21 protein-coding genes are annotated in these 18732 nt (G+C 65.3%); 18 read left to right on the plus strand and 3 right to left on the minus strand.

Features of this window, described 5'->3' with window-relative positions; translation table 11 throughout:
- Positions 1-19: 19 nt before the first annotated feature.
- The 5 genes from D4766_RS01370 to D4766_RS01390 all read left to right on the plus strand — a co-directional run bounded on the left by D4766_RS01370 (position 20) and on the right by D4766_RS01390 (position 4213).
- Positions 20-2002: a lytic transglycosylase domain-containing protein gene (locus D4766_RS01370; protein WP_234024950.1), complete on the plus strand. Its 1983-nt coding sequence runs from the start codon at positions 20-22 to the stop codon at positions 2000-2002.
- Between the two features lie 9 nt (positions 2003-2011).
- Positions 2012-2488, plus strand: coding sequence for a GreA/GreB family elongation factor (locus D4766_RS01375; RefSeq protein WP_120715837.1), 477 nt, complete (start codon positions 2012-2014; stop codon positions 2486-2488).
- Positions 2489-2569: 81 nt separating this feature from the next.
- Positions 2570-3094, plus strand: coding sequence for an RNA polymerase sigma factor (locus D4766_RS01380; RefSeq protein ID WP_120715838.1), 525 nt, complete (start codon positions 2570-2572; stop codon positions 3092-3094).
- Positions 3091-3678, plus strand: a complete 588-nt coding sequence (locus D4766_RS01385; RefSeq protein ID WP_120715839.1) for a hypothetical protein — start codon at positions 3091-3093, stop codon at positions 3676-3678. Before D4766_RS01380 ends, D4766_RS01385 begins: the two co-directional genes overlap by 4 nt.
- Positions 3679-3712: 34 nt before the next feature.
- The gene (locus D4766_RS01390) at positions 3713-4213 is read left to right on the plus strand and encodes an invasion associated locus B family protein (RefSeq protein ID WP_120715840.1); all 501 of its coding nucleotides are present in this window, start codon (positions 3713-3715) and stop codon (positions 4211-4213) included.
- 56 nt (positions 4214-4269) lie between these two features.
- Here D4766_RS01390 and D4766_RS01395 read toward each other — a convergent pair whose 3' ends face one another.
- Positions 4270-4941, minus strand: a complete 672-nt coding sequence (locus D4766_RS01395; protein ID WP_120717984.1) for an outer membrane protein — start codon at positions 4939-4941, stop codon at positions 4270-4272.
- A 307-nt stretch (positions 4942-5248) separates the two neighbouring features.
- Between D4766_RS01395 and rlmN the strand changes: the two genes are divergently transcribed.
- From rlmN to D4766_RS01445, 10 genes are all read left to right on the plus strand, one after another.
- A complete protein-coding gene (gene rlmN / locus D4766_RS01400) occupies positions 5249-6490 on the plus strand; it encodes a dual-specificity RNA methyltransferase RlmN (RefSeq protein WP_120717985.1) in 1242 nt (413 codons plus the stop codon).
- The gene (locus D4766_RS01405; RefSeq protein ID WP_120715841.1) at positions 6487-7137 is read left to right on the plus strand and encodes an MOSC domain-containing protein; all 651 of its coding nucleotides are present in this window, start codon (positions 6487-6489) and stop codon (positions 7135-7137) included. Before rlmN ends, D4766_RS01405 begins: the two co-directional genes overlap by 4 nt.
- A 105-nt stretch (positions 7138-7242) precedes the next feature.
- Entirely contained in the window at positions 7243-7635 is a 393-nt protein-coding gene (locus D4766_RS01410; RefSeq protein WP_120715842.1) for a glycine zipper 2TM domain-containing protein, read from the plus strand.
- 199 nt (positions 7636-7834) lie between these two features.
- Complete coding sequence (locus D4766_RS01415) at positions 7835-8155, plus strand: glycine zipper 2TM domain-containing protein (protein WP_120715843.1); 321 nt, start codon at positions 7835-7837, stop codon at positions 8153-8155.
- Positions 8156-8257: 102 nt separating this feature from the next.
- Positions 8258-9043: an SDR family oxidoreductase gene (locus D4766_RS01420; RefSeq protein WP_120715844.1), complete on the plus strand. Its 786-nt coding sequence runs from the start codon at positions 8258-8260 to the stop codon at positions 9041-9043.
- Complete coding sequence (locus D4766_RS01425) at positions 9040-9711, plus strand: cytochrome b/b6 domain-containing protein (protein ID WP_120715845.1); 672 nt, start codon at positions 9040-9042, stop codon at positions 9709-9711. The genes D4766_RS01420 and D4766_RS01425 overlap by 4 nt, the downstream gene beginning before the upstream one ends.
- Positions 9701-10435 (plus strand): molybdopterin-binding protein, encoded by a 735-nt coding sequence (locus D4766_RS01430; protein ID WP_120715846.1) that lies wholly within the window; start codon positions 9701-9703, stop codon positions 10433-10435. Before D4766_RS01425 ends, D4766_RS01430 begins: the two co-directional genes overlap by 11 nt.
- A 97-nt stretch (positions 10436-10532) precedes the next feature.
- The gene (locus D4766_RS01435; protein WP_120715847.1) at positions 10533-11801 is read left to right on the plus strand and encodes an SAM-dependent methyltransferase; all 1269 of its coding nucleotides are present in this window, start codon (positions 10533-10535) and stop codon (positions 11799-11801) included.
- A 36-nt stretch (positions 11802-11837) separates the two neighbouring features.
- Entirely contained in the window at positions 11838-13052 is a 1215-nt protein-coding gene (locus tag D4766_RS01440; protein ID WP_120715848.1) for an argininosuccinate synthase, read from the plus strand.
- Positions 13053-13796: 744 nt separating this feature from the next.
- Complete coding sequence (locus D4766_RS01445) at positions 13797-14321, plus strand: septal ring lytic transglycosylase RlpA family protein (RefSeq protein WP_120715849.1); 525 nt, start codon at positions 13797-13799, stop codon at positions 14319-14321.
- Between the two features lie 30 nt (positions 14322-14351).
- On the opposite strand, the gene D4766_RS01450 is transcribed toward D4766_RS01445, so the two are convergent.
- Positions 14352-14573 carry a hypervirulence associated TUDOR domain-containing protein gene (locus tag D4766_RS01450; protein WP_120715850.1) on the minus strand — a complete coding sequence of 74 codons (222 nt, stop codon included), beginning with the start codon at positions 14571-14573 and terminating at the stop codon, positions 14352-14354.
- 153 nt (positions 14574-14726) lie between these two features.
- Here D4766_RS01450 and D4766_RS01455 point away from each other — a divergent pair, with 153 nt between their 5' ends.
- The gene (locus tag D4766_RS01455; protein WP_120715851.1) at positions 14727-14906 is read left to right on the plus strand and encodes a hypothetical protein; all 180 of its coding nucleotides are present in this window, start codon (positions 14727-14729) and stop codon (positions 14904-14906) included.
- Between the two features lie 40 nt (positions 14907-14946).
- On the opposite strand, the gene D4766_RS01460 is transcribed toward D4766_RS01455, so the two are convergent.
- A complete protein-coding gene (locus tag D4766_RS01460) occupies positions 14947-15918 on the minus strand; it encodes a hypothetical protein (protein WP_120715852.1) in 972 nt (323 codons plus the stop codon).
- Positions 15919-16369: 451 nt separating this feature from the next.
- Between D4766_RS01460 and D4766_RS13920 the strand changes: the two genes are divergently transcribed.
- On the plus strand, positions 16370-16594 hold the full coding sequence (locus tag D4766_RS13920) for a GFA family protein (protein WP_199798093.1): 225 nt from the start codon (positions 16370-16372) through the stop codon (positions 16592-16594).
- A 281-nt stretch (positions 16595-16875) separates the two neighbouring features.
- The gene (locus tag D4766_RS01475; protein WP_162935615.1) at positions 16876-18585 is read left to right on the plus strand and encodes a retron Ec67 family RNA-directed DNA polymerase/endonuclease; all 1710 of its coding nucleotides are present in this window, start codon (positions 16876-16878) and stop codon (positions 18583-18585) included.
- Positions 18586-18732 lie beyond the last annotated feature (147 nt).

An 18732-nucleotide genomic window follows, 5' to 3' on the forward strand; every position in this document is an offset into this window, starting at 1 on the left:
TAAGGAGCCGGTGACCAGAATGTCCAGCATGGTCGGTAATCAATTCAAATCGCTTCGTTTCATTGCCCTTGCCGCGCTGGCGGGCACGTCTCCGCTGGCAGCGCAGGTCTATACGTCGCCCGGTGACGCCGGGCGCGCCTCGATGGTCGCGATGCAGCCCACGCAGGCCGCCGCATCTGTGTCGCGCTGGCAGCAGTTGACCGCCAGCGACCGGATGGGCTTCGCCGACTACGCGGGCTTCGCGCTCGCCTATCCTGCTTACCCTCGCATGGAGCTGATCCGCGGCAACGCGGAAAAGGCGCTGGAACGCGATGCGCCCGGGCCCGAGCAGGTGGTCGCCTACTTCGACCGGTTCGAGCCGATCACGAACCCGGCACGGGCGCGCTATGCCCTCGCGCTGTCGAACATGAACCGCCCCGAAGCCCGCGAGATCGCGCGTGCCGCGTGGCGCGGGGGACGGATGAGCAGCCCGGCCGAAGCCTATCTCACCGGCATGTTCCAGGGCGCCTTCACCCCCGAAGATCACGACGAGCGCATGCGTTCGCTGCTGTGGCAGGGCGAGGCGGAGGCCGCCGCCCGCCAGATCGGGTTCACCAGCCCCGCCAACCGCAACCTGTTCATGGCGAGGCTCTCTTTGCTGCAGGGGTCGGACCCGGCGAGCATAGGTCTGGCCACGCCCGCCGGGGCGACCGCCGATCCGGGCTACGTCTACAACCTTGCGCGCTATTATCGCCGGAGCGGCCAAGGCAATCGCGGGCAGCAGCTGCTCGCCACGCGCGCGCCGTTCGTCCGCCCGCCGTTCGATGCGCAAGACATGGTCACCGAGATGCTGACGCAGGCCAAGAGTGCGTCGGCCAGCACCGCCGCGGCGATCGCGAGCAAGGTCGACGACCTGTTCGTGGCCGGCACCGACATTTCGGGCCTCAGCTACAAGCTGCGCGACGACTATACCTCGCTGATGTGGCTCGGCGGCACGAAGGCGCTGTGGTCGATGGGCGACGGCAACCAGGCCGCGCCGCTGTTCTACCGCTATGGCAACGCCGCGCGCACGCCGCAGACGCGCAGCAAGGGGTTCTATTGGGCCGGCAACGCCTCCGCCCGGGCAGGCAACCAGGCCGAGGCCAACCGCTATTTCGAGATGGCAGCGAAGTATCCCGAATTCTTCTACGGCCAGCTCGCGCTCGAACGGCTGGGCCGGCCGCTGCCGAACTTCCAGCGAGTCTCGCTGACCACCCCCACGCCGCAGCAGGTCGCCGCGTTCAACGCCAGCCCGCTCGCCGCCGCGATCCGCGCGACGGCGCGCAACGGCACCGACTGGCGGACCGAGCGGTATTTCTTCGTCGCGCTGGCCGATGCGGCGCAGGATGCGGCGCAGATGCAGCTCGTCGCCAACCTGGCGCGCGAGCTGGGGCTGGAAGAACTGGCCGTCGTGGCTGGGCGCAGCGCGCCGGAACGCGGGATCGAAGGCTTTACACGGGTGGGTTTCCCGGTCGTCCAGATTCCGGCGGGCAGCGACTACACGATGGTCCACGCCATCGCCCGGCAGGAAAGCGAATTCGACCGCGACCGGGTGAGCCATGCCGGCGCGCGCGGTATCATGCAGCTGATGCCGGGCACCGCCAACGAGCAGGCCGGCAAGATGGGCATGGCCTACATGTCGTCGAGCCTCACCGGCGATCCGCAGTACAACATTCGCCTCGGCGACGGGTATTTCGCCCGGATGATGGACTACTACGGCGGCAGCTATCCGCTGGCGGTCGCGGCGTACAATGCGGGCGCGGGCAACGTGAACAAGTGGCTGCGCGCGAACGGCGATCCGCGACAGGGCGGCATCGACTGGCTGCGCTGGATCGAGGAGATACCCATCTTCGAGACGAAGAATTACGTCCAGCGCGTGCTCGAGAACGCGGTCGTCTACGAAGCGCTGCATCCCGAGCGGATCAAGTACGGCGCGCAGCCCAAAACGATCTCGCAGTTCGTCGGCAAGCGCAGCCCCGGCTGATCCTGCCGGATGGGGGGCGACAATCCGATCAGTCCGGCGGGCCTTGCCGCGCTCAAGGCGCGCTACGACCACCTGCTGGGCATCGAGCGGCCGGCGATCGTCGAGATCGTGAGCTGGGCCGCCGGCAACGGCGACCGCAGCGAGAACGGCGATTATCTTTACGGTCGCAAGCGCATGCGCGAGATCGACCGCGAGCTGGCGCACATCGCGCGCCGGATGAAACGGGCGCGCGTGGTGGACCCCGCCGCCCAGCCCGACAAGTCGCGCGCGTTCTTCGGCGCCACGATCGAACTGGCGGACGAGGACGACGCGCGGCGCACGGTCACGCTGGTGGGCGACGACGAGCAGGACGCCGGCGCGGGCCAGATCGGCTGGTCGAGCCCGCTCGCCCGGGCCCTGCGCGGAGCCGCCGTGGGCGACCTTCGCACCGTGCGTCTGCCCGCCGGCGAACGGGAGTGGGAAGTCCTCGCGATTTCCTACCCGTGAGATTTTTTCGCAGCCGCGTGTAAGAAGCCGGTTCCCAGTTCGACTATACCTTCATCAATGGAGGGAAACCGAACGGTGCACATGACGCTCACATCACAGGACGGGTCCTACCGCGCCGCAGCCGAGCAATTCGGCGGCGCGATCGCCCGGCTGGCGCGCGGATACGAGGCGGACCCCGGTCTTGCCGACGACCTCGTCCAAGACATCCACGCCGCGCTCTGGCGCAGCTTCGCCTATTTCGAGGGGCAATGCTCGGTGCGCAGCTGGGTCTACCGGATCGCGCACAACACCGCCGTCAGCCACGTCCAGTCGCGGATGCGGCAAGGTCGCGGCGGGCTGGTCTCGCTGGAGGACATCGAACCGGTTGCATCCGACATCGATACCGAGGCTACTGCCGACGCCAGCCAGACCTCGACCCGCCTGATGGCGACGATCCACCGCCTCGCCCCCGCGGACCGCCAGGTCATGCTGCTCTATCTGGAAGACCTGACCGCTGCCGAGATCGGCGAGGTGACTGGCCTGTCCGCCGCCGCGGTCGCCACCCGCATCCACCGCATCAAGGGCCTGCTCGCCCGCCAGTTTTCGACCCAGGAGGACAACCGATGACCCCGGAGGATTTCGCTCGCACCGCATGGCAGTCCGCCCCGTCCGCTGCGGCAGCAATGCCCTCGCTCGACGAAGTGCGCGGCCGCTCGGACCGTTTCCGCCGGACGATCGCCCGGCGCAATGCCATCGAATACGCGGCCGGTGCATTCGTGATCGCGGCCTTCAGCGTCATCGCCGCCCTCATTCCGCTCCCTCTCATGCGGATCGCGTCGGTGATGATCGTGGCGGGTGCGATCATCATGCTCGTGCAGCTTCGCCGGCGCGGCAGCAACCTCGATGCCGGGGCGCAAGCGGGCGTGCTGCCGGTTCTCGTGCACCAGCGCGCGGCGCTCGTCCGCCAGCGCGAAGCCCTCGACGACGTGTTCGCCTGGTATATCGCGCCATTCCTGCCTGGCATGGTGCTGTTCTTCGCCGCGCCGGTGCTGGCCGATCCGCCCGCCATCGGCACCGAGGGGTTCTACCGGGCGGTGGGATCGTTCGTTGCGCTCGTCGCGATCACCGTGGGCGTCTGGCGCCTGAACAAGGTGGCAGCCCGCGATCTGCAGCGGCAGGTCGAGGAGATCGACGCGTTGCTTGCCGACTAGCGCATCCCCGCCGACACTTGCTAGGAGGGCGACCGTGCGAACGGTCGCCCTCTTTTGCTGTGTCGCCTTCGCCGCGCTCGCCGCCGTCCCCCTCGCCGCGAAGGACAGCCTCGGGATGTTCGGACAATGGGGCGCGTTCCGCGATCCCGGTGCCGGGCGCTGCTATGCCATCGCGGTCCCGCAAAAGAGCCGGGCCGCGCGCGAGACCGAGCCGTTCGCGAGCGTCGGCACCTGGCCGGGGCGCGGCGTGCGGGGCCAGTTCCAGGCGCGGTTGTCCCGCAAGCTGGCGGACAAGCCAGGCGTCACGCTCTCGCTCGGGGGCAGGCGCTTCGCCCTCGTCGGCGGCGGGACCGACGCGTGGGCGGCCGACAAGGCGATGGACGCCGCGATCCTCGCGGCCATGCGGTCCGCACGTGCGATGACGGTGAGTGCCCGCGACACCCTCGGCCGGCGCTTTTCCGACAGCTACGCACTCGACGGCGCGGCGACCGCCATGGACGCGGCCAGCGTCGGCTGCGCGCGCGTGCGCCGCTGATACGAAAAGGGCGGAGCCGAAGCCCCGCCCTCTCCGTCGTTACCGATCGCCAAGGATCAGAAGCGGATGCCCGCCGTCGCCACGACCTGATGACGGTCGGTGTCGATGTTGAAGCGGCTCGAGTCCGGCGTGTTGCCTTCGAAGTCGATCTCGGCTTCCGAGTACTTCGAGTAGCGGTATTCCGCGCCGATGTAGGCATTGCGGCTGACCGCGAACTCCGCGCCGGCACCCAGACGGTAGCCGTCGGTGTCGAACTTTCCGTCGAGAGTGGTCGTGCCGTCCGTACCGATCAGGTTGTAGCGCTGGTTGGTGTAGCCGCCCTTGACGTAAACCATCGTCGACGGGCTGGTTACGTAACCGAGACGCGCACCGACGTAGATTTCGTTATCGGCCTTCACGTTGCCGAGATTGAAAACGGTCGGCTGGGCGTTGTTGTAGTCGCGGCCCGCGCTGCTGCCCGAGAAGCTGGCTTCGGCGCCGAGGCGGAAGTTGGGGCTGACGGGGGCGTCATAACCCGCGACGACACCGTAGGTCACGCCGTCGATCGACTGCTTGATGTCGCGGCTGGTGTCGATGTCCTCACTGCTGCCGGTGCGGATGTGGTCGTAGCCGACCTCGCCACCGACGCGCACGCCGCTGAACGGGATCTCGGCGGCGGTCTGAGCCATCGCGGGGGTGGCAACAGCCATCATCGAGGCAGCGGCGAGCACAGCAAACTTGGTATTCATGGTATTCTCCGTCTTTTCACCGGGCGGGTAGGCAGCGCCATCCACCCTGGACCCGTTCAACGGAGCTGAACGGGGGGAGTTTCATGAACCTCACATAACGAGATTTATGTTGTATTCCGGTCACATGTGCTTCGACCAACCGCGGGAAACCCGCGACGAACGTTAGGAACAGCTTCGCAGAAAGTGCGTTCGCGTGTTGCGCGTGCGCGACAGAATGTAACTGTCACGAGCAATTCCTCAGCACAAACCTGGGCTGGAACCGCTAACCTTTGCCGATCCCGGCGTCGCGGCCTATATGCCGGGCATCATGTCCGACACCGCCCTCATGCCCATTCCGGGTCACGTCGACCCCGTGCCCGTCGCCCGCGACATCACGCCCCGTGCCGACGGCCGCGTCGATCTTCTCGGCCTGCCCCGTTCGCGCATCGCGGATCTGTTCGCCGAGGCCGGACTGGACGCCAAGGCGGCCAAGCTTCGCGCCAAGCAGGTCTTCCATTGGCTCTATCACCGCGGCGTGACCGAATTCGCGGCGATGACCGATATCGCCAAGACGATGCGGCCTTGGCTGGCTGAACGCTTCGTCGTCGGCCGGCCCGAAGTCGTCGAGGCGCAGCATTCGACCGACGGCACGCGCAAGTGGCTACTGCGCACCGCCGACGGGCACGAATTCGAGATGGTCTTCATTCCCGATGCCGATCGCGGGACCCTGTGCGTCTCCAGCCAGGTCGGCTGCACGCTCAACTGCCGGTTCTGCCACACCGGGACGATGAAGCTGGTGCGCAATCTCACCCCGGGCGAGATCGTGGGCCAGGTCATGCTGGCGCGCGATGCGCTGGGCGAATGGCCCAAGGGGAGCATGGCCGGACTGGAGGACGCGGAGGATGCCGGACACTATTCGTCCGACGGACGGCTGCTCACCAACATCGTGATGATGGGCATGGGGGAACCGCTCTACAATTTCGACAACGTGCGAGATGCGCTGAAGCTGGTGATGGACGGCGACGGACTGGCGCTCAGCAAGCGGCGGATCACGCTTTCGACCAGCGGCGTCGTGCCGATGATGGACCGCTGCGGCGAGGAGATCGGGGTGAACCTCGCGGTCTCGCTCCATGCCGTCACCAAGGACGTGCGCGACGAGATCGTACCACTCAACCGCAAGTACGGCATCGACGAACTGCTGTCGGCCTGCGCCGCCTATCCTGGTGCGAGCAATGCGCGGCGGATCACCTTCGAATACGTGATGCTCAAGGACAAGAACGACAGCGACGACGACGCACGCGAGCTCGTCCGCCTGATCCGGCTGTACGATCTGCCTGCCAAGGTGAACCTCATCCCGTTCAATCCGTGGCCGGGCGCGCCCTACGAATGCTCGACCCCGGAGCGCGTGAAGCGCTTTTCCGAGATCGTTTTCGAGCACGGCATCAGCGCTCCGGTCCGCACCCCGCGCGGCCGCGACATCGATGCCGCCTGCGGCCAGCTCAAGACCGCCGCGGAAAAGAAGAGCCGCGCCGAGAGGGACCGCGAGGCGGCAGCAGCGGAGACGGCTTGATCGTCGAGGCGATCTGCGCCGGGCGGGCGGCAGCGCTTCCCGGCGGCAAGCGCAGCGCCATCGCCAAGGTGCCTCTGGCGGGCCCGGTGGCGATCGGCACAGGCGGGATCGCCGGCGACGAACAGGTCGACCGCAGACATCACGGGTGGCCGGCGATGGCGGTCCACCTCTATCCTGCAGGTCACTACGACTGGCTGCGCGCGGTCGCCGGCGATCCGCCCGCTCTGGCCGGCCCGGGCAGCATGGGCGAAAACCTCTCGGGCCGCGGGCTCGACGAAGCGGACGTTCGGATCGGCGACCGTTTCCGCCTCGGCACCGCGTTGCTGGAGGCGAGCCAGCCGCGCCAACCATGCGCGACCATCGAACGGCACCTCGCGTGCAAGGGGGTGGTCAAGGCGATCGTCGAGAGCGGCCGCTGCGGCATTTTCTTCCGCGTGCTCGAACCCGGCATTGCGCAGGCGGGCGATCGGCTCGAACTGACAGAAAGCGGGTCGGAAGGCTGGAGCATCCGCCGTGCGTTCTTCCTCGTCTATGGTGGCGGACGCCCCGACCGGGCCGAACTCGACGAGCTCGCCGCCCTGACCGCTGTGTCGGACAGGCTGGTCCGCGACATCGAGCGGAAGCATCCGCGTCCCGCCCTCCGATAAGGTCGCTTCGTCCCGCCATTTCTTCTTACAACGGGCCATTCATCGCACGTTGGGCGGACTCTCCGCAGACCGGTTCTAGATAGAAACAGAACCGAGGGACCTCCCATGAAGAAGACCATGCTCGTCATCGCCGCCGCCGGCCTCACCCTGCCGATGGCCGCGCCGGCCGCCGCCGACCCGCCGCGCTGGGCCCCCGCCCACGGCAAGCGCGCCAAGGATGCACAGCGGCATTACCAGCAGCGCTATGCGCAGCAGGCCTACCAGCCGCGGTACTACACCTCCAATCAGGGCACGCAGTACTGGGCGGGCGACGATGGTCGCTACTACTGCAAGCGCTCGAACGGTACGACCGGTCTCCTGATCGGTGCTGCCGGCGGCGCACTCCTCGGTCGCACGATCCTGAGCGGCGGCGACCGTACGCTGGGCACGGTCATCGGTGCCGCGGCCGGTGCGCTGCTCGGCCGCCAGCTCGATCGCGGCGAGGTTCGCTGCCGCTGATCGAACCGATCCATTCGAAAGACGAAGCGCGTCGCTCCCTCGGGAACGGCGCGCTTTTTCGTTCGGTTCGTCGCCGCGGATTTTCGGTTCGTCCCGGATTCGGCGATACAACGATGCGTTCATCTGAGGTTGGGGACCCGCGAGCCACTTCGGACGTCGACACACCGAACCTGTGATCAATGAGGGAAAGGAAGACCCCATGAAGAAGATGATGTTTGCTCTCGCCGCCACGAGCCTCGCGATCCCCGCCGCTCCCGCGCTGGCCCACAACACCGGCTATCGCCACAGCCACAATTACGAAAACGGCGTGAACTACTGGCAGGGCGACGACGGACGCTACTACTGCAAGCGTTCGAACGGTACGGTCGGGCTGCTCGTGGGCGGTGCCGCCGGTGCCCTCGTGGGTCGCGCGATCGACACCCAGGGCAGCCGGGCCACCGGCACGATCCTCGGCGCTGCCGCCGGCGCGCTTCTGGGCCGCGAAATCCAGAAGCGCCGCGCAGAGGCGAAGTGCCGCTGACCGATATCCGGTTCCTTTGGCCAACGAGAAAAGGCGCGTCGTCCACCGGGCGGCGCGCCTTTCGCTTTTGCACGGGCGCGCCGATGTGCTTTGATGGCGCGGATGGCTGACGGCTCCCCTCCCCGCCCCGCAGTGCTGGTGACCGGCGGCGCCCGGCGCATCGGTGCCGCGATTGCTCGCGGGTTCGCGGCGGCAGGCTGGCATGTCGTGATCCACTACGGCCATTCCGCGCGCGAGGCCGAGGCGCTGGCCGCCGAACTACCCCATGCCAACGCGGTGCACTGCGACCTCGTCGACGGAAACGCGGCGGCCGAATTCGCGGCCATGCTGGCCGAGCGCCTGCCCGACTGGCGGGTGCTGGTGAACTGCGCGGCCGTGTTCGAGCCCGACACCGCCGAGCGGATGGAGATGGACGTGTTCCGCCGCGCGTTGCGCGTGAACGCCGCCAGCCCCGCCAAGCTGGCGCAGACCTTCCTCGCCAGGGCGAAATCGAACGGCGGCAAGCGGGTGATCGACATTACCGACCAGAAGCTCGCCAACCCGAACCCGGACTTCTTCAGCTACACCATGAGCAAGCACGCGCTTGCGAGCACGGTGACGATGCTGGCGATGGCGCAGGCGAACCCCGACGACCGCGTCTACGCGCTCGCGCCCGGGGCCATCCTGCCCAGCCACGACCAGAGCGCAGCGGAAGCCGAGGTGAGCCACCGGCTCAATCCCCTCGCCCGCCGCACGGGCGAGAACGAGATCGTCGAGGCGTGCCTGTGGCTCAGCGAAGGATGGCTTGCGAGCGGCGAGACCCTCTATATCGACAGCGGCCAGCACCTCCTCGCGCAGCCGCGCGACGTGATTTTCCTGGCGCGCGAGAAAGGCGTAACCGGCGCATGAAACGACACGCCCTGTCGACCCGTCTATGGCACTGGGTGAACCTCGTCTGCGTGGTGATCCTGTTCATGAGCGGGCTCAACATCTCGAACGCGCACCCGCGGCTCTACTGGGGGAAGTGGGGCTTCGACGCTGCCGACGCATGGCTGATCGTACCGCGCTTTCCCGAATGGTCGACCATTCCCGGCTACTACAGCCTGGCCGGAGCGCGCGACTGGCACACGCTGATGGTCTGGCCGTTTGCGCTAGGCCTGCTGATGATGTGGATCGCGATGCTCGCAAACCGGCATTTCAAGCGCGACCTGATGACGACGAGGGAGGAATGGCGCTGGAGCGCGATCCGCCGCGACATCGCCAAGCACCTCCGGCTCGACTTCCACCACGAGGGGTCGAAGCTCAATTTCCTGCAGAAGCTCACCTACGGCCTCGTGCTGGGCGTCATCCTGCCTGGTATGATCGTGACCGGCATGGGCATCAGCCCGGGGATGGAGCCCTATCTCGCGCCGCTCATCGAACTGGTCGGCGGTCGCCAGTCGATGCGGTCGCTGCACTTCATCTGCGCCTGGGCGCTGTTCGGCTTCTTCGTCCTGCACGTCGTGCTGGTGCTGCTGTCGCACCCGCTCAAGCAGATGCGGGCGATGATCACGGGAGGGCGCGAAAATGCAGCGTAGGGGGCTTCTCGCGGGGGCCGCGGCGTTCCTGGCCGCCGGGTGTTCCAAGGTCGCCGAGAGCAGTCCGGGCCGTTCGCTGTTCGAGACGGCGGGCCGCTGGCATCGCGGCGCACAGCGCGTCTTCGGCGATGCGCTGGTGACCGAATATGCGAAGGCCGACATCTCCCCATTCTTCCGCGGTAACGGCTCTACCGGCGTCGATACGCCCGAATACGCCGCGCATCAGGCGGCCGGCTTTGCCGACTGGCGGCTGGAGGTGACCGGCCTCGTCGATACGCCGCTGTCGTTCAGCCTCGACAACATCCGCAAGCTGCCGCAGCGCACCCAAATCACCCGGCACGATTGCGTGGAGGGGTGGAGCGCGATCGGCCAATGGACCGGCCCGCAGCTCGCCACCATCCTCAAAGGGGCGGGCCTGAAGCCAGAGGCGCGCTACATCGTGTTCCGCTGCGCCGACACGCTGTCGGGCGCGCGGTATTACGAGAGCATCGACCTCGACGACGCGTTCCACCCGCAGACGATCATCGCGCACAGCCTGAACGGCGAACCGCTGCCCGTCATAAACGGCGCGCCTCTGCGCCTGCGGGTCGAACGGCAGCTCGGCTACAAGCACGCAAAGTACCTGACCGGGATCGAGGCGGTTGCCAGTTTCGCCGACATCGCCGGCGGCAAGGGCGGGTACTGGGAGGATCGCTCCGACTACCAATGGTACGCCGGGATCTGACCGGGCCCAGCTGTCGCCGCCCGCTTGCGCCGAACTGACGGCGCGCGCATGACGCTGTCCGATCGCGCCCGGCGTTGCGGAACAGGGAACATCGGATATGGCCATCATCGACCGCGTGCTTGGCAGGATGGTCGAGCACGGCGTCCTCGAAGTAGTCCACCCCGATGGCCGCGTGGTGCGACTGGGCGAGCCGGCGGACGGCTTTCCCGAGGTCCGGGTGCGCTTCGCCGACCACAAGGTCGCGCGCGACATACTGCTCGATCCGCGGCTCGGCGCGGCGGAGGCGTTCATGGACGGGCGCCTGCTGATCGAGCGCGGCGACGTGATGGACCTCGTCGGATTGCTGCGAAAGAACAACCGCTGGGACCACGGCAAGGAGCTGTCCCCTCCCACGCTTCGACGTCGGCTTACGAACCGCTTCGCTGCGACTTTCGAAGCGATCAACCGGCAGTCATCGTCTAAGCGCAACGTTGCCCATCACTACGACATCGGCAACGACCTGTACGAACTGATGCTCGATGGCGACCACCTCCAGTACTCGTGCGCGTACTGGCCGCGCCCTGACATGACCCTGGAGGAAGCGCAGACGGCCAAGCTCGCGCATATCGCGGCCAAGCTCGCCCTCTCGCCGGGCCAGCGCGTGCTCGACATCGGCTGCGGCTGGGGCGGCATGACGATCTATCTCGCCCGGCACGTCGATGTCACCGTGACCGGCATCACGCTCAGCGAGGAACAGGCGGCGCTGGCCCGCCAGCGGGTGGCGGCGGCCGGGGTGGCGGACCGGGTCTTCATCGAACTCGTAGACTACCGCGACCTTGCCGGGCGCGGCGACACGTTCGACCGGATCGTCTCGGTGGGCATGTTCGAACACGTCGGCGTGCCGCAGTTCGAAACGTTCTTCCGCAGCTGCGCCAACCTGCTCGCACCCGACGGGGTCATGCTGCTCCATTCGATCACTCGCTTCGGCAAACCGGGAAAGACCGACGCCTTCACCCGCAAGTACATCTTTCCCGGCGGCTACATCCCCGCTCTCAGCGAAACCCTCTCCGCGAGCGAGAAGGTCCGCCTGATCGCCACCGACATCGAAATCCTGCGCCTGCATTATGCCAGGACGCTGCGCGAATGGTACGCCCGCATCGTCGCCAACCGGGAAACCATCGAGAAGACCTACTCCCCTCGGTTCTACCGCATGTGGACCTTCTACCTTGCCGGCGCGACCGCCTCGTTCGAGAGCGGGGGCATGGGCAATTTCCAGATCCAGTACGTCCGCGACCGCCACGCACTACCCATTACTCGCGACTACATCGCGGCGAAGGAAACCGTCCTGCTAGACGACAGCGCCGTTGCGGCGGGCCCCCACGGCTGATACCGGCGCGCCCGCAATCAGCGGAGCTGCGCCCCAATGTCCGACATCAAGAAGGTCGTCCTCGCCTACAGCGGCGGGCTCGACACCAGCGTGATCCTCAAGTGGCTGCAGGTCACCTACAACTGCGAGGTCGTCACCTTCACCGCCGATCTCGGACAGGGCGAAGAACTGGAGCCGGCGCGCGCCAAGGCGAAGCTGATGGGCGTGCCCGACGAGCACATCTACATCGACGACCTGCGTCAGGAATTCGTGCGCGACTTCGTGTTTCCGATAATGCGCGCCAACGCCCGATACGAAGGAGACTACCTGCTCGGCACCAGCATCGCCCGTCCGCTCATTTCCAAGCGCCTCATCGAGATCGCCCGGGAAACCGGCGCCGACGCGATCGCCCACGGCGCGACCGGCAAGGGCAACGATCAGGTGCGTTTCGAGCTGTCGGCCTACGCGCTCGATCCCGACATCAAGGTCATCGCCCCGTGGCGCGAATGGGATCTCACCAGCCGCACCGCGCTGATCGCCTGGGCCGAGGCGCACCAGATTCCCGTGCCGAAGGACAAGCGCGGCGAGAGCCCGTTCTCGACCGACGCGAACCTCCTTCACACCTCGTCCGAAGGCAAGGTGCTCGAGGATCCGTGGGAGGAGACGCCCGACTACGTCTATTCGCGCACCGACGATCCCGAGAACGCGCCTGATACGCCCGAGTACATCACGCTCGACTTCGAGCGGGGTGACGGCACGGCGCTGAACGGCGAGGCGATGAGCCCGGCGACCCTGCTCGCTGCGCTCAACGATCTCGGCCGCAGGCATGGCATCGGACGGCTCGATCTCGTCGAGAACCGCTACGTCGGCATGAAGAGCCGCGGCATGTACGAAACGCCCGGCGGCGAGATCTACGCCCGTGCGCACCGGGGTATCGAGCAGATCACCCTCGACCGCGGTGCCGCGCACCTCAAGGACGAGCTGATGCCCAAGTACGCGGAGCTCATCTACAACGGGTTCTGGTTCTCCCCGGAACGCGAGATGCTGCAGGCGGCCATCGATCTCAGCCAGGAGAAGGTCGGCGGCACCGTTCGCCTCAAGCTCTACAAGGGCAACGCGAGCGTGGTGGGGCGCAAGTCCGCCAATTCGCTCTATTCGGAACGGCACGTCACGTTCGAGGACGACGCCGGAGCTTACGACCAGACGGATGCGCAAGGCTTCATCAAGCTCAACGCACTGCGGCTACGGCTGCTGGCGCAGCGCGATCGCTGAAATTTAGTTACGCCCTGCCCGCTTGCGGTAGAATGTTGAGTTATCCACTCGCGTCCACAGCGTAATCGGCACCTGGGGGATAACTCGGACGCGGTCCGCTTGCGAGACTCGGCGCGGCACCGCACATTCAGGTCATCGGAAGGGAGCGGAAGCAACCGGACGGACGAACCTTCGGGTTCTGAAAGTCCAGCTGATTTCGCAAACGACCGTGATGGCGGCAGCTGTCCACGCGATCCTCGCAAGAAGAACGCGAAGCTCCGCAGCCATCGACCGGACTTTCCCGGTCCACTGCCGAGGAAGCGACGCAAGAGGGCTTCGGCCCAATCGCAGCGCAACCGTTCGAGGCAGCGGACCAGCAGCGGAAGACCGGTCTCGGAACCGCCCTGCACACGGAAAGGACTTCGGTCAGGACCGATCGCACGGAGGAACCGGATGCCGGTGCGCGCGCCGGTGACAGCGCCGGAAGACTTCGGTCGGACGGCAACGGCACTGGGCGCCAAGTCCCCTTCGGGGGCCACGCGCCGGTGAGAGTGGGGTCGACCTTCGGGTCGGCCCCATTTGCATTCCGGCCTCGAGCCAAGCGAATCGATCTTCTGCGTAAGGCTTCAGCGAAGCGGTCGGGAACCTTTCATCCAGCCAAACGTGGTTAACTTCGGGTAGGCCACGGCGAATTGTGGCGACTCCGGGGCGAGGCGAGGAACCGGGGGTGCCGCTGGGGCCGAATCCTCCGTAGACCCCTCGCCCATGGACGGACGCCCGAACATCTTCCGCCGCACGGCGCTGCGCGGTCTCGCACTTGCCGTTGCGATGGCTCTCCCCGCATCTGCCGGCGCCCCTGCCTTAGCCGAAAGCGGTACCGGACGTTTCGAAACAAGCTTCTCCGCCGTGCCGGCGCCCTCGACCGCGTTCGTCGCTGTCGCCAGCGCGGTCGACATCGCCGCGATCGAACCTGCCGTCGAGGCCGAAGACGAGGGCCGCAGCATCGCGGGCGGCGTCGCCAGCTTCTACGCCGACAAGTTCAACGGCCGCCGCACCGCCAGCGGGGAGGCGTTCAGCAACAGCGGCCTCACCGCCGCGCACCGCACCCTGCCCTTCGGCACCCGGCTGCGCGTGACCAACCCGTCGAACGGCAAGTCCGTCGTGGTCCGCGTCAACGATCGCGGTCCGTTTCACGGCAACCGCGTTCTGGACGTCAGCCGCGCCGCCGCCAGCGAGCTTGGCCTGGTCCAGCGCGGCAGCGGCCGCGTGGAGCTCGCCCTCCTCGACTGATCGCGGAGCCGGGCGAGCACCCCGGCCCGCTCAGTCGTCATTCGTCAGCGCGGATGGCTTGTGCGCGGCCTGCGCGCCGTCTTCAGTCTCGACAAGGTACTGCGGATCGTCCTCCGACGCGGCGACCTTGTGATCCTTGATGTGGGTCTCGCTGGTCAGCTTCTTCACGACCTTGCCGTGCGCGGTTCCGCCGCTGCTGTTCCACTTGACCTTGTCGCCCTTGCTGAAGGTCTTCTCGTCGCTGTCGGCCATGTCCGGCGCGCTCCTGTCTGCTGACCCGTCCGGACAGTTCAAGCCGTGAGCGCGCCGCCCGGTTCCCGCGCCGTCACGCACTGACTTCCGCCTTTCCCCGGAAAGACTGCGCCTGCCGTGCGTTGGTCCGGCAGACGCGAAAGGAAATGCGAAATGGGTGGAGATATCTGGAGCGTGGTGGTGATCGTCGGGCCGATCCTGCTGCTGGCGGCGTTCATCTTCGGTTGGTGGAGCAATCGCAACGCCAGCCGGCGCACGGTGGACGAGGCCGAGCGGGGCGCGGTTGAGCTGCGCCGCGACATCGAGGACGACGTGCCCCCGCCGAAAAGCTGACCGGAGCCGAGGGCCACTCCCCGCGACCGAGCGCACGCTATCACGCCGCGGCATCCGGCGCTTCGGCATAGTGCCACTCGTCCGGGTCCTGCCCCTCGAGCGGGGGGACGACGCACCACCAGCGATCCACCCCGGCTTCGAACGCGGCGACCTGCCAGTCCTCGACCTCGCAGGGGAGACAGCCGCGATAGCCCTTGATCGGCGGCGTGCCGGCCGGCCGCGCGTCTTCCATCAGGTTGATCCGGTCGAAGTACGTCAGGCCCTTCGGCGGGACCGCCGCGCCGTTCGGAGTATGGGAAAGGCCGTTCCACCCGCCTGACGGCTCGGTCGCGGTCCCCTCGGCCAGAGGGCTGTCACACCTGTCACACAGTCCAGGGACGAATGTCCGGCCCCCTTCCCCGGCCCCCTCCTTCTCCCCATCGTGCCCCTCCCCGGACGCGCATGGGTCCCCCGGCAAGGCCGGTGCGGGATCGTCGGGCGGGACGTCGACCAGCGGCAGCGCGGCGCCGCAATCCTCGCACACCGGCGCGGGATCGTCCGCCCCCGCTTCCCAGCGCTCGAGCGCGCCCTCGAAATCCTCGGCGAAGGCGGCGGCGCGCGTGTTCTCGGTGAGTTTGTCGAGCCGCGCGAGGTGGGCGAGCAGCAGCCGCGCATCGTAGCGGACCCGCCGCCCGACCTCCTCGCCCCGGAACCACACAGCCTCCTCCACCCCGTCGAGCGCGCGGGAGGCGAGCACGTCCTCCGACACCGCCCGCGCCGCGACCAGCGCCGCATCCCACGCCCGCGCGAACGCCGCGCTGGCCCGCCGCTCGCGATAGACCGTCCGGTACGAGATTCCCGCCCGCGCCGAAGCGACCCGCACCACCCCGCACTCGGCGAGCAGGCGCAGGAACTCGGCCTGGCGAGCGCGGGTGAAGTCGGCGGCGGGTTCGATCGCTTCCTCCCCGGTACGGGGGAGCCGAAGGCGCTCCGAAGGAACAGCGGGACCATCCGCAGGATTCTGAAGGGGCACCGCCCGCTGGCGAGCCCCCTCCCCCCGCTCGTCCCGAGCCTGCGGAGCCACCACCGGCTCCCACCCCCGCCCCGCCGGAGACGCCAACCCCCGCGCCTGCCAGCTCTCGGACGGCGTGCCGGGCTTTTCCCCCGCCCCTTCAGGGGAGGGGGTCAGGGGGTGGGGCGTGTCAGGCTCACCGCCCGGATTACAACCCCCACCCCTCGATCCCCTCCCCTGAAGGAGAGGGGAAGTGTCGTCGGCAATCTCGCACGGCAGCGAGAACTGGTCGGGCGGCATGGCGGTCATGGGGGCGGTCCTTGGAGCTACGAAGCAGGACCGGGTTCTCTATGCGCGCGAGAGGGGTGTAGGAAAATGGTTTTCCCGCCACCTCGGCCTTTGTCACTGCTGGGACTGCCGCAAACATCATGGCGCGGTGTTCTAAGCCGCGGCAATCTTCCCGGCGGATGGGGTGCGCGTAACCGGCGAGACCCGCCACTGGATCCACCGCCACTTCTGCCCCACCTGCGGCGGATCGGTCGTAGCCCGCTGGGAGGACGAGATCGAAGTCCACCTCGGCACCCTCGACGAGCCGAGCCGCTTCACCCCGACCTACGAAAGCTGGACCGTGCGGCGGGAGGACTGGCTACCGACGTTTGCGGGGATGCGCGGGTTTGAAAGAAACCGCAACAGCTAAACACTTGCCACCACCGCCGCTCACCTATCGATCGCTCAACGATGCTCCACGATACGCCCATAGAGCCACGATCGGCCCACTACAAATCGCTATGACTTCTTCCCTGTTGATCACGAGCCCTCTCCCGTCTAGCATGTCGGCGACCGTGGGCAGAACGTACTATTGAGAATCTCGATAGCTGAGTAGTAAGCAAGCAACGCTAGCTTCTCTGATGGGACTACTTGAAATATTTCTTTTACAATGTAACGCGACGTTACCGCGTAGGAGTGCCCACGGTCACAATGCTAACCGATCTGAAAGATTGTACAACGAGAGCTGCATTAGCTTCAATTCTGGGTGTAGAAGCCAAGGAGCTGGCATACGTTTTATATAAGATTGATCAGGGCTCCAAATATACATCATTTTGTATTAGTAAGAAAAATGGTGGTACCCGCCAAATTCAGGCTCCCATCCCTAAACTGCGTTTTATACAATCCAGATTGCAGCAGATTTCAATGGCATGCTGTGATGACATTGCCGATTTAGGAATCTACAAAGGCAAGTTATCATTTGCGTTTCAAAAGGACCGCAATATCTTTGAAAACGCGCGACCACACGTCGGTAAGCGTTTTATTCTGAACCTAGACATCCGAGACTTCTTTCACCAATGCAACTTCGGAAGAGTTAGAGGATATTTTATCCATTCCAAAGAATGGAAGCTTGATCCAGCAGTAGCCACTGTGATCGCTCAGATTGCTTGTGTGGACGAAGGTCTTCCTCAAGGGAGTCCGAGTTCCCCCATTATCGCAAATCTATTGGGGCAAATTCTCGACGTCAGGCTTACGAGATTTCTTCATCCGCGTCGCTGCACATATACCCGTTATTGTGACGATATCACTATATCAACAGATATGAGGGTATTCCCACGGGATGTCGCCGTTCAGGATGACAGCTGGCCTAGTGGCTGGGCTCTGGCCGCCCCTTTGGAGGACATTTTTGTACGGGCAGATTTTCCGATCAATTACAATAAGCTGAGAATGTCATTTGACTGTTCCAAAAAGGTCGTAACGGGCCTCACTGTAAATCGCTTCCCAAATATAGATAGGAAGTTCTACCGAGATACGCGACTACTATTGGATCGTTATGCGCAAACCTCTTCTTGCAAATACATAGAATTTACGGGGAACTTTGGAAATAACTGTGATAACACAGAAACGAAAAACAAAAATCCTATTCTACGTTTAGGAGGCAGGCTCGCCTTCATACACCACATCAAAAGCCGTACATCGTTGATCGGATACCCCGGAATCGTTCACCCTCAAAATCCTCAATTTTACGGCATGGTGCAGACTTACGCGTTTGCCAAGGACTTCGTCTTTAATAGTATTCCAACAGTAGTGACTGAGGGTCCGAGTGACATCATCCACTTGAAGGCCGCGATCAGAGCGAACCCTGCGTGGGCGCCTCACATATTCGATTCAAAGGAAAACCGCTTTCTTGTGAAGTTTGCTAGACACGACGGATTATTTGCCACTGTACTTGGCATGTCGGGAGGCACTGGCAACATCGGAAGATTTCTCGATCTTTATTACTCCAGATTCAAGAGAATAAATTACAAAATCAGAACTCAACCGTCTGTCATTGTTGTGGATAACGACAAAGGTTCGCACGGAATTTTGAAACGACTTAGCAATATCCACAAGATGAAACTCTCCACCGGCGATGGCCTCGTAGTCAAAAAGCTTCAGCCCTTTTTTTACATTTGCAAAACGCCCCAGCTCGCGGGAAAAGCTGAAACGGCGATTGAAGATCTGCTGCCGAGCGCGATAACGGGAATGGTGGTTGGCGGTAAAACCTTCGAGCCGGACACAAAGAAGTTTGAGTCATCCAAGAATTTTGGAAAGATTTTCCTTGCTAAGATGGTGGCCACCCAACACTCGGCGACTGCCTACGCAAACTTCCAGCAGTTCATCACCGGCTTAGACGACGCAGTCGCTGGGGTCGCTAAATAGCGCCGATCGGATTCGGTTATGCTGCGGGTATTGAGTCTCGCTGAGTTAAAGTGGCGCAGCCTTCTCCAGCATCGGCGCTAGATACCGCCCCGTGAAGCTCCGTGCATTTGCGGCCACGTCCTCCGGCCCCGGATCAAGTCCGGGGCA

It is taken from the genome of Tsuneonella amylolytica, assembly GCF_003626915.1.
GTDB lineage: Bacteria > Pseudomonadota > Alphaproteobacteria > Sphingomonadales > Sphingomonadaceae > Tsuneonella > Tsuneonella amylolytica.

Excerpts from the sequence above, each read along its gene's own strand:
- D4766_RS01420 (WP_120715844.1), top strand. The coding sequence starts at position 8,258 with ATGGCTGACGGCTCCCCTCCCCGCCCCGCAGTGCTGGTGACCGGCGGC.
- D4766_RS01380 (WP_120715838.1), top strand. The coding sequence starts at position 2,570 with ATGACGCTCACATCACAGGACGGGTCCTACCGCGCCGCAGCCGAGCAA.
- D4766_RS01385 (WP_120715839.1), top strand. The coding sequence starts at position 3,091 with ATGACCCCGGAGGATTTCGCTCGCACCGCATGGCAGTCCGCCCCGTCC.
- D4766_RS01425 (WP_120715845.1), top strand. The coding sequence starts at position 9,040 with ATGAAACGACACGCCCTGTCGACCCGTCTATGGCACTGGGTGAACCTC.
- D4766_RS01475 (WP_162935615.1), top strand. The coding sequence starts at position 16,876 with ATGCTAACCGATCTGAAAGATTGTACAACGAGAGCTGCATTAGCTTCA.
- D4766_RS01370 (WP_234024950.1), top strand. The coding sequence starts at position 20 with ATGTCCAGCATGGTCGGTAATCAATTCAAATCGCTTCGTTTCATTGCC.
- D4766_RS01430 (WP_120715846.1), top strand. The coding sequence starts at position 9,701 with ATGCAGCGTAGGGGGCTTCTCGCGGGGGCCGCGGCGTTCCTGGCCGCC.
- D4766_RS01440 (WP_120715848.1), top strand. The coding sequence starts at position 11,838 with ATGTCCGACATCAAGAAGGTCGTCCTCGCCTACAGCGGCGGGCTCGAC.
- D4766_RS01410 (WP_120715842.1), top strand. The coding sequence starts at position 7,243 with ATGAAGAAGACCATGCTCGTCATCGCCGCCGCCGGCCTCACCCTGCCG.
- D4766_RS01435 (WP_120715847.1), top strand. The coding sequence starts at position 10,533 with ATGGCCATCATCGACCGCGTGCTTGGCAGGATGGTCGAGCACGGCGTC.
- D4766_RS01395 (WP_120717984.1), bottom strand. The coding sequence starts at position 4,941 with ATGAATACCAAGTTTGCTGTGCTCGCCGCTGCCTCGATGATGGCTGTT.
- D4766_RS01455 (WP_120715851.1), top strand. The coding sequence starts at position 14,727 with ATGGGTGGAGATATCTGGAGCGTGGTGGTGATCGTCGGGCCGATCCTG.
- D4766_RS01375 (WP_120715837.1), top strand. The coding sequence starts at position 2,012 with ATGGGGGGCGACAATCCGATCAGTCCGGCGGGCCTTGCCGCGCTCAAG.
- D4766_RS01415 (WP_120715843.1), top strand. The coding sequence starts at position 7,835 with ATGAAGAAGATGATGTTTGCTCTCGCCGCCACGAGCCTCGCGATCCCC.
- rlmN (WP_120717985.1), top strand. The coding sequence starts at position 5,249 with ATGTCCGACACCGCCCTCATGCCCATTCCGGGTCACGTCGACCCCGTG.
- D4766_RS01450 (WP_120715850.1), bottom strand. The coding sequence starts at position 14,573 with ATGGCCGACAGCGACGAGAAGACCTTCAGCAAGGGCGACAAGGTCAAG.
- D4766_RS01445 (WP_120715849.1), top strand. The coding sequence starts at position 13,797 with ATGGACGGACGCCCGAACATCTTCCGCCGCACGGCGCTGCGCGGTCTC.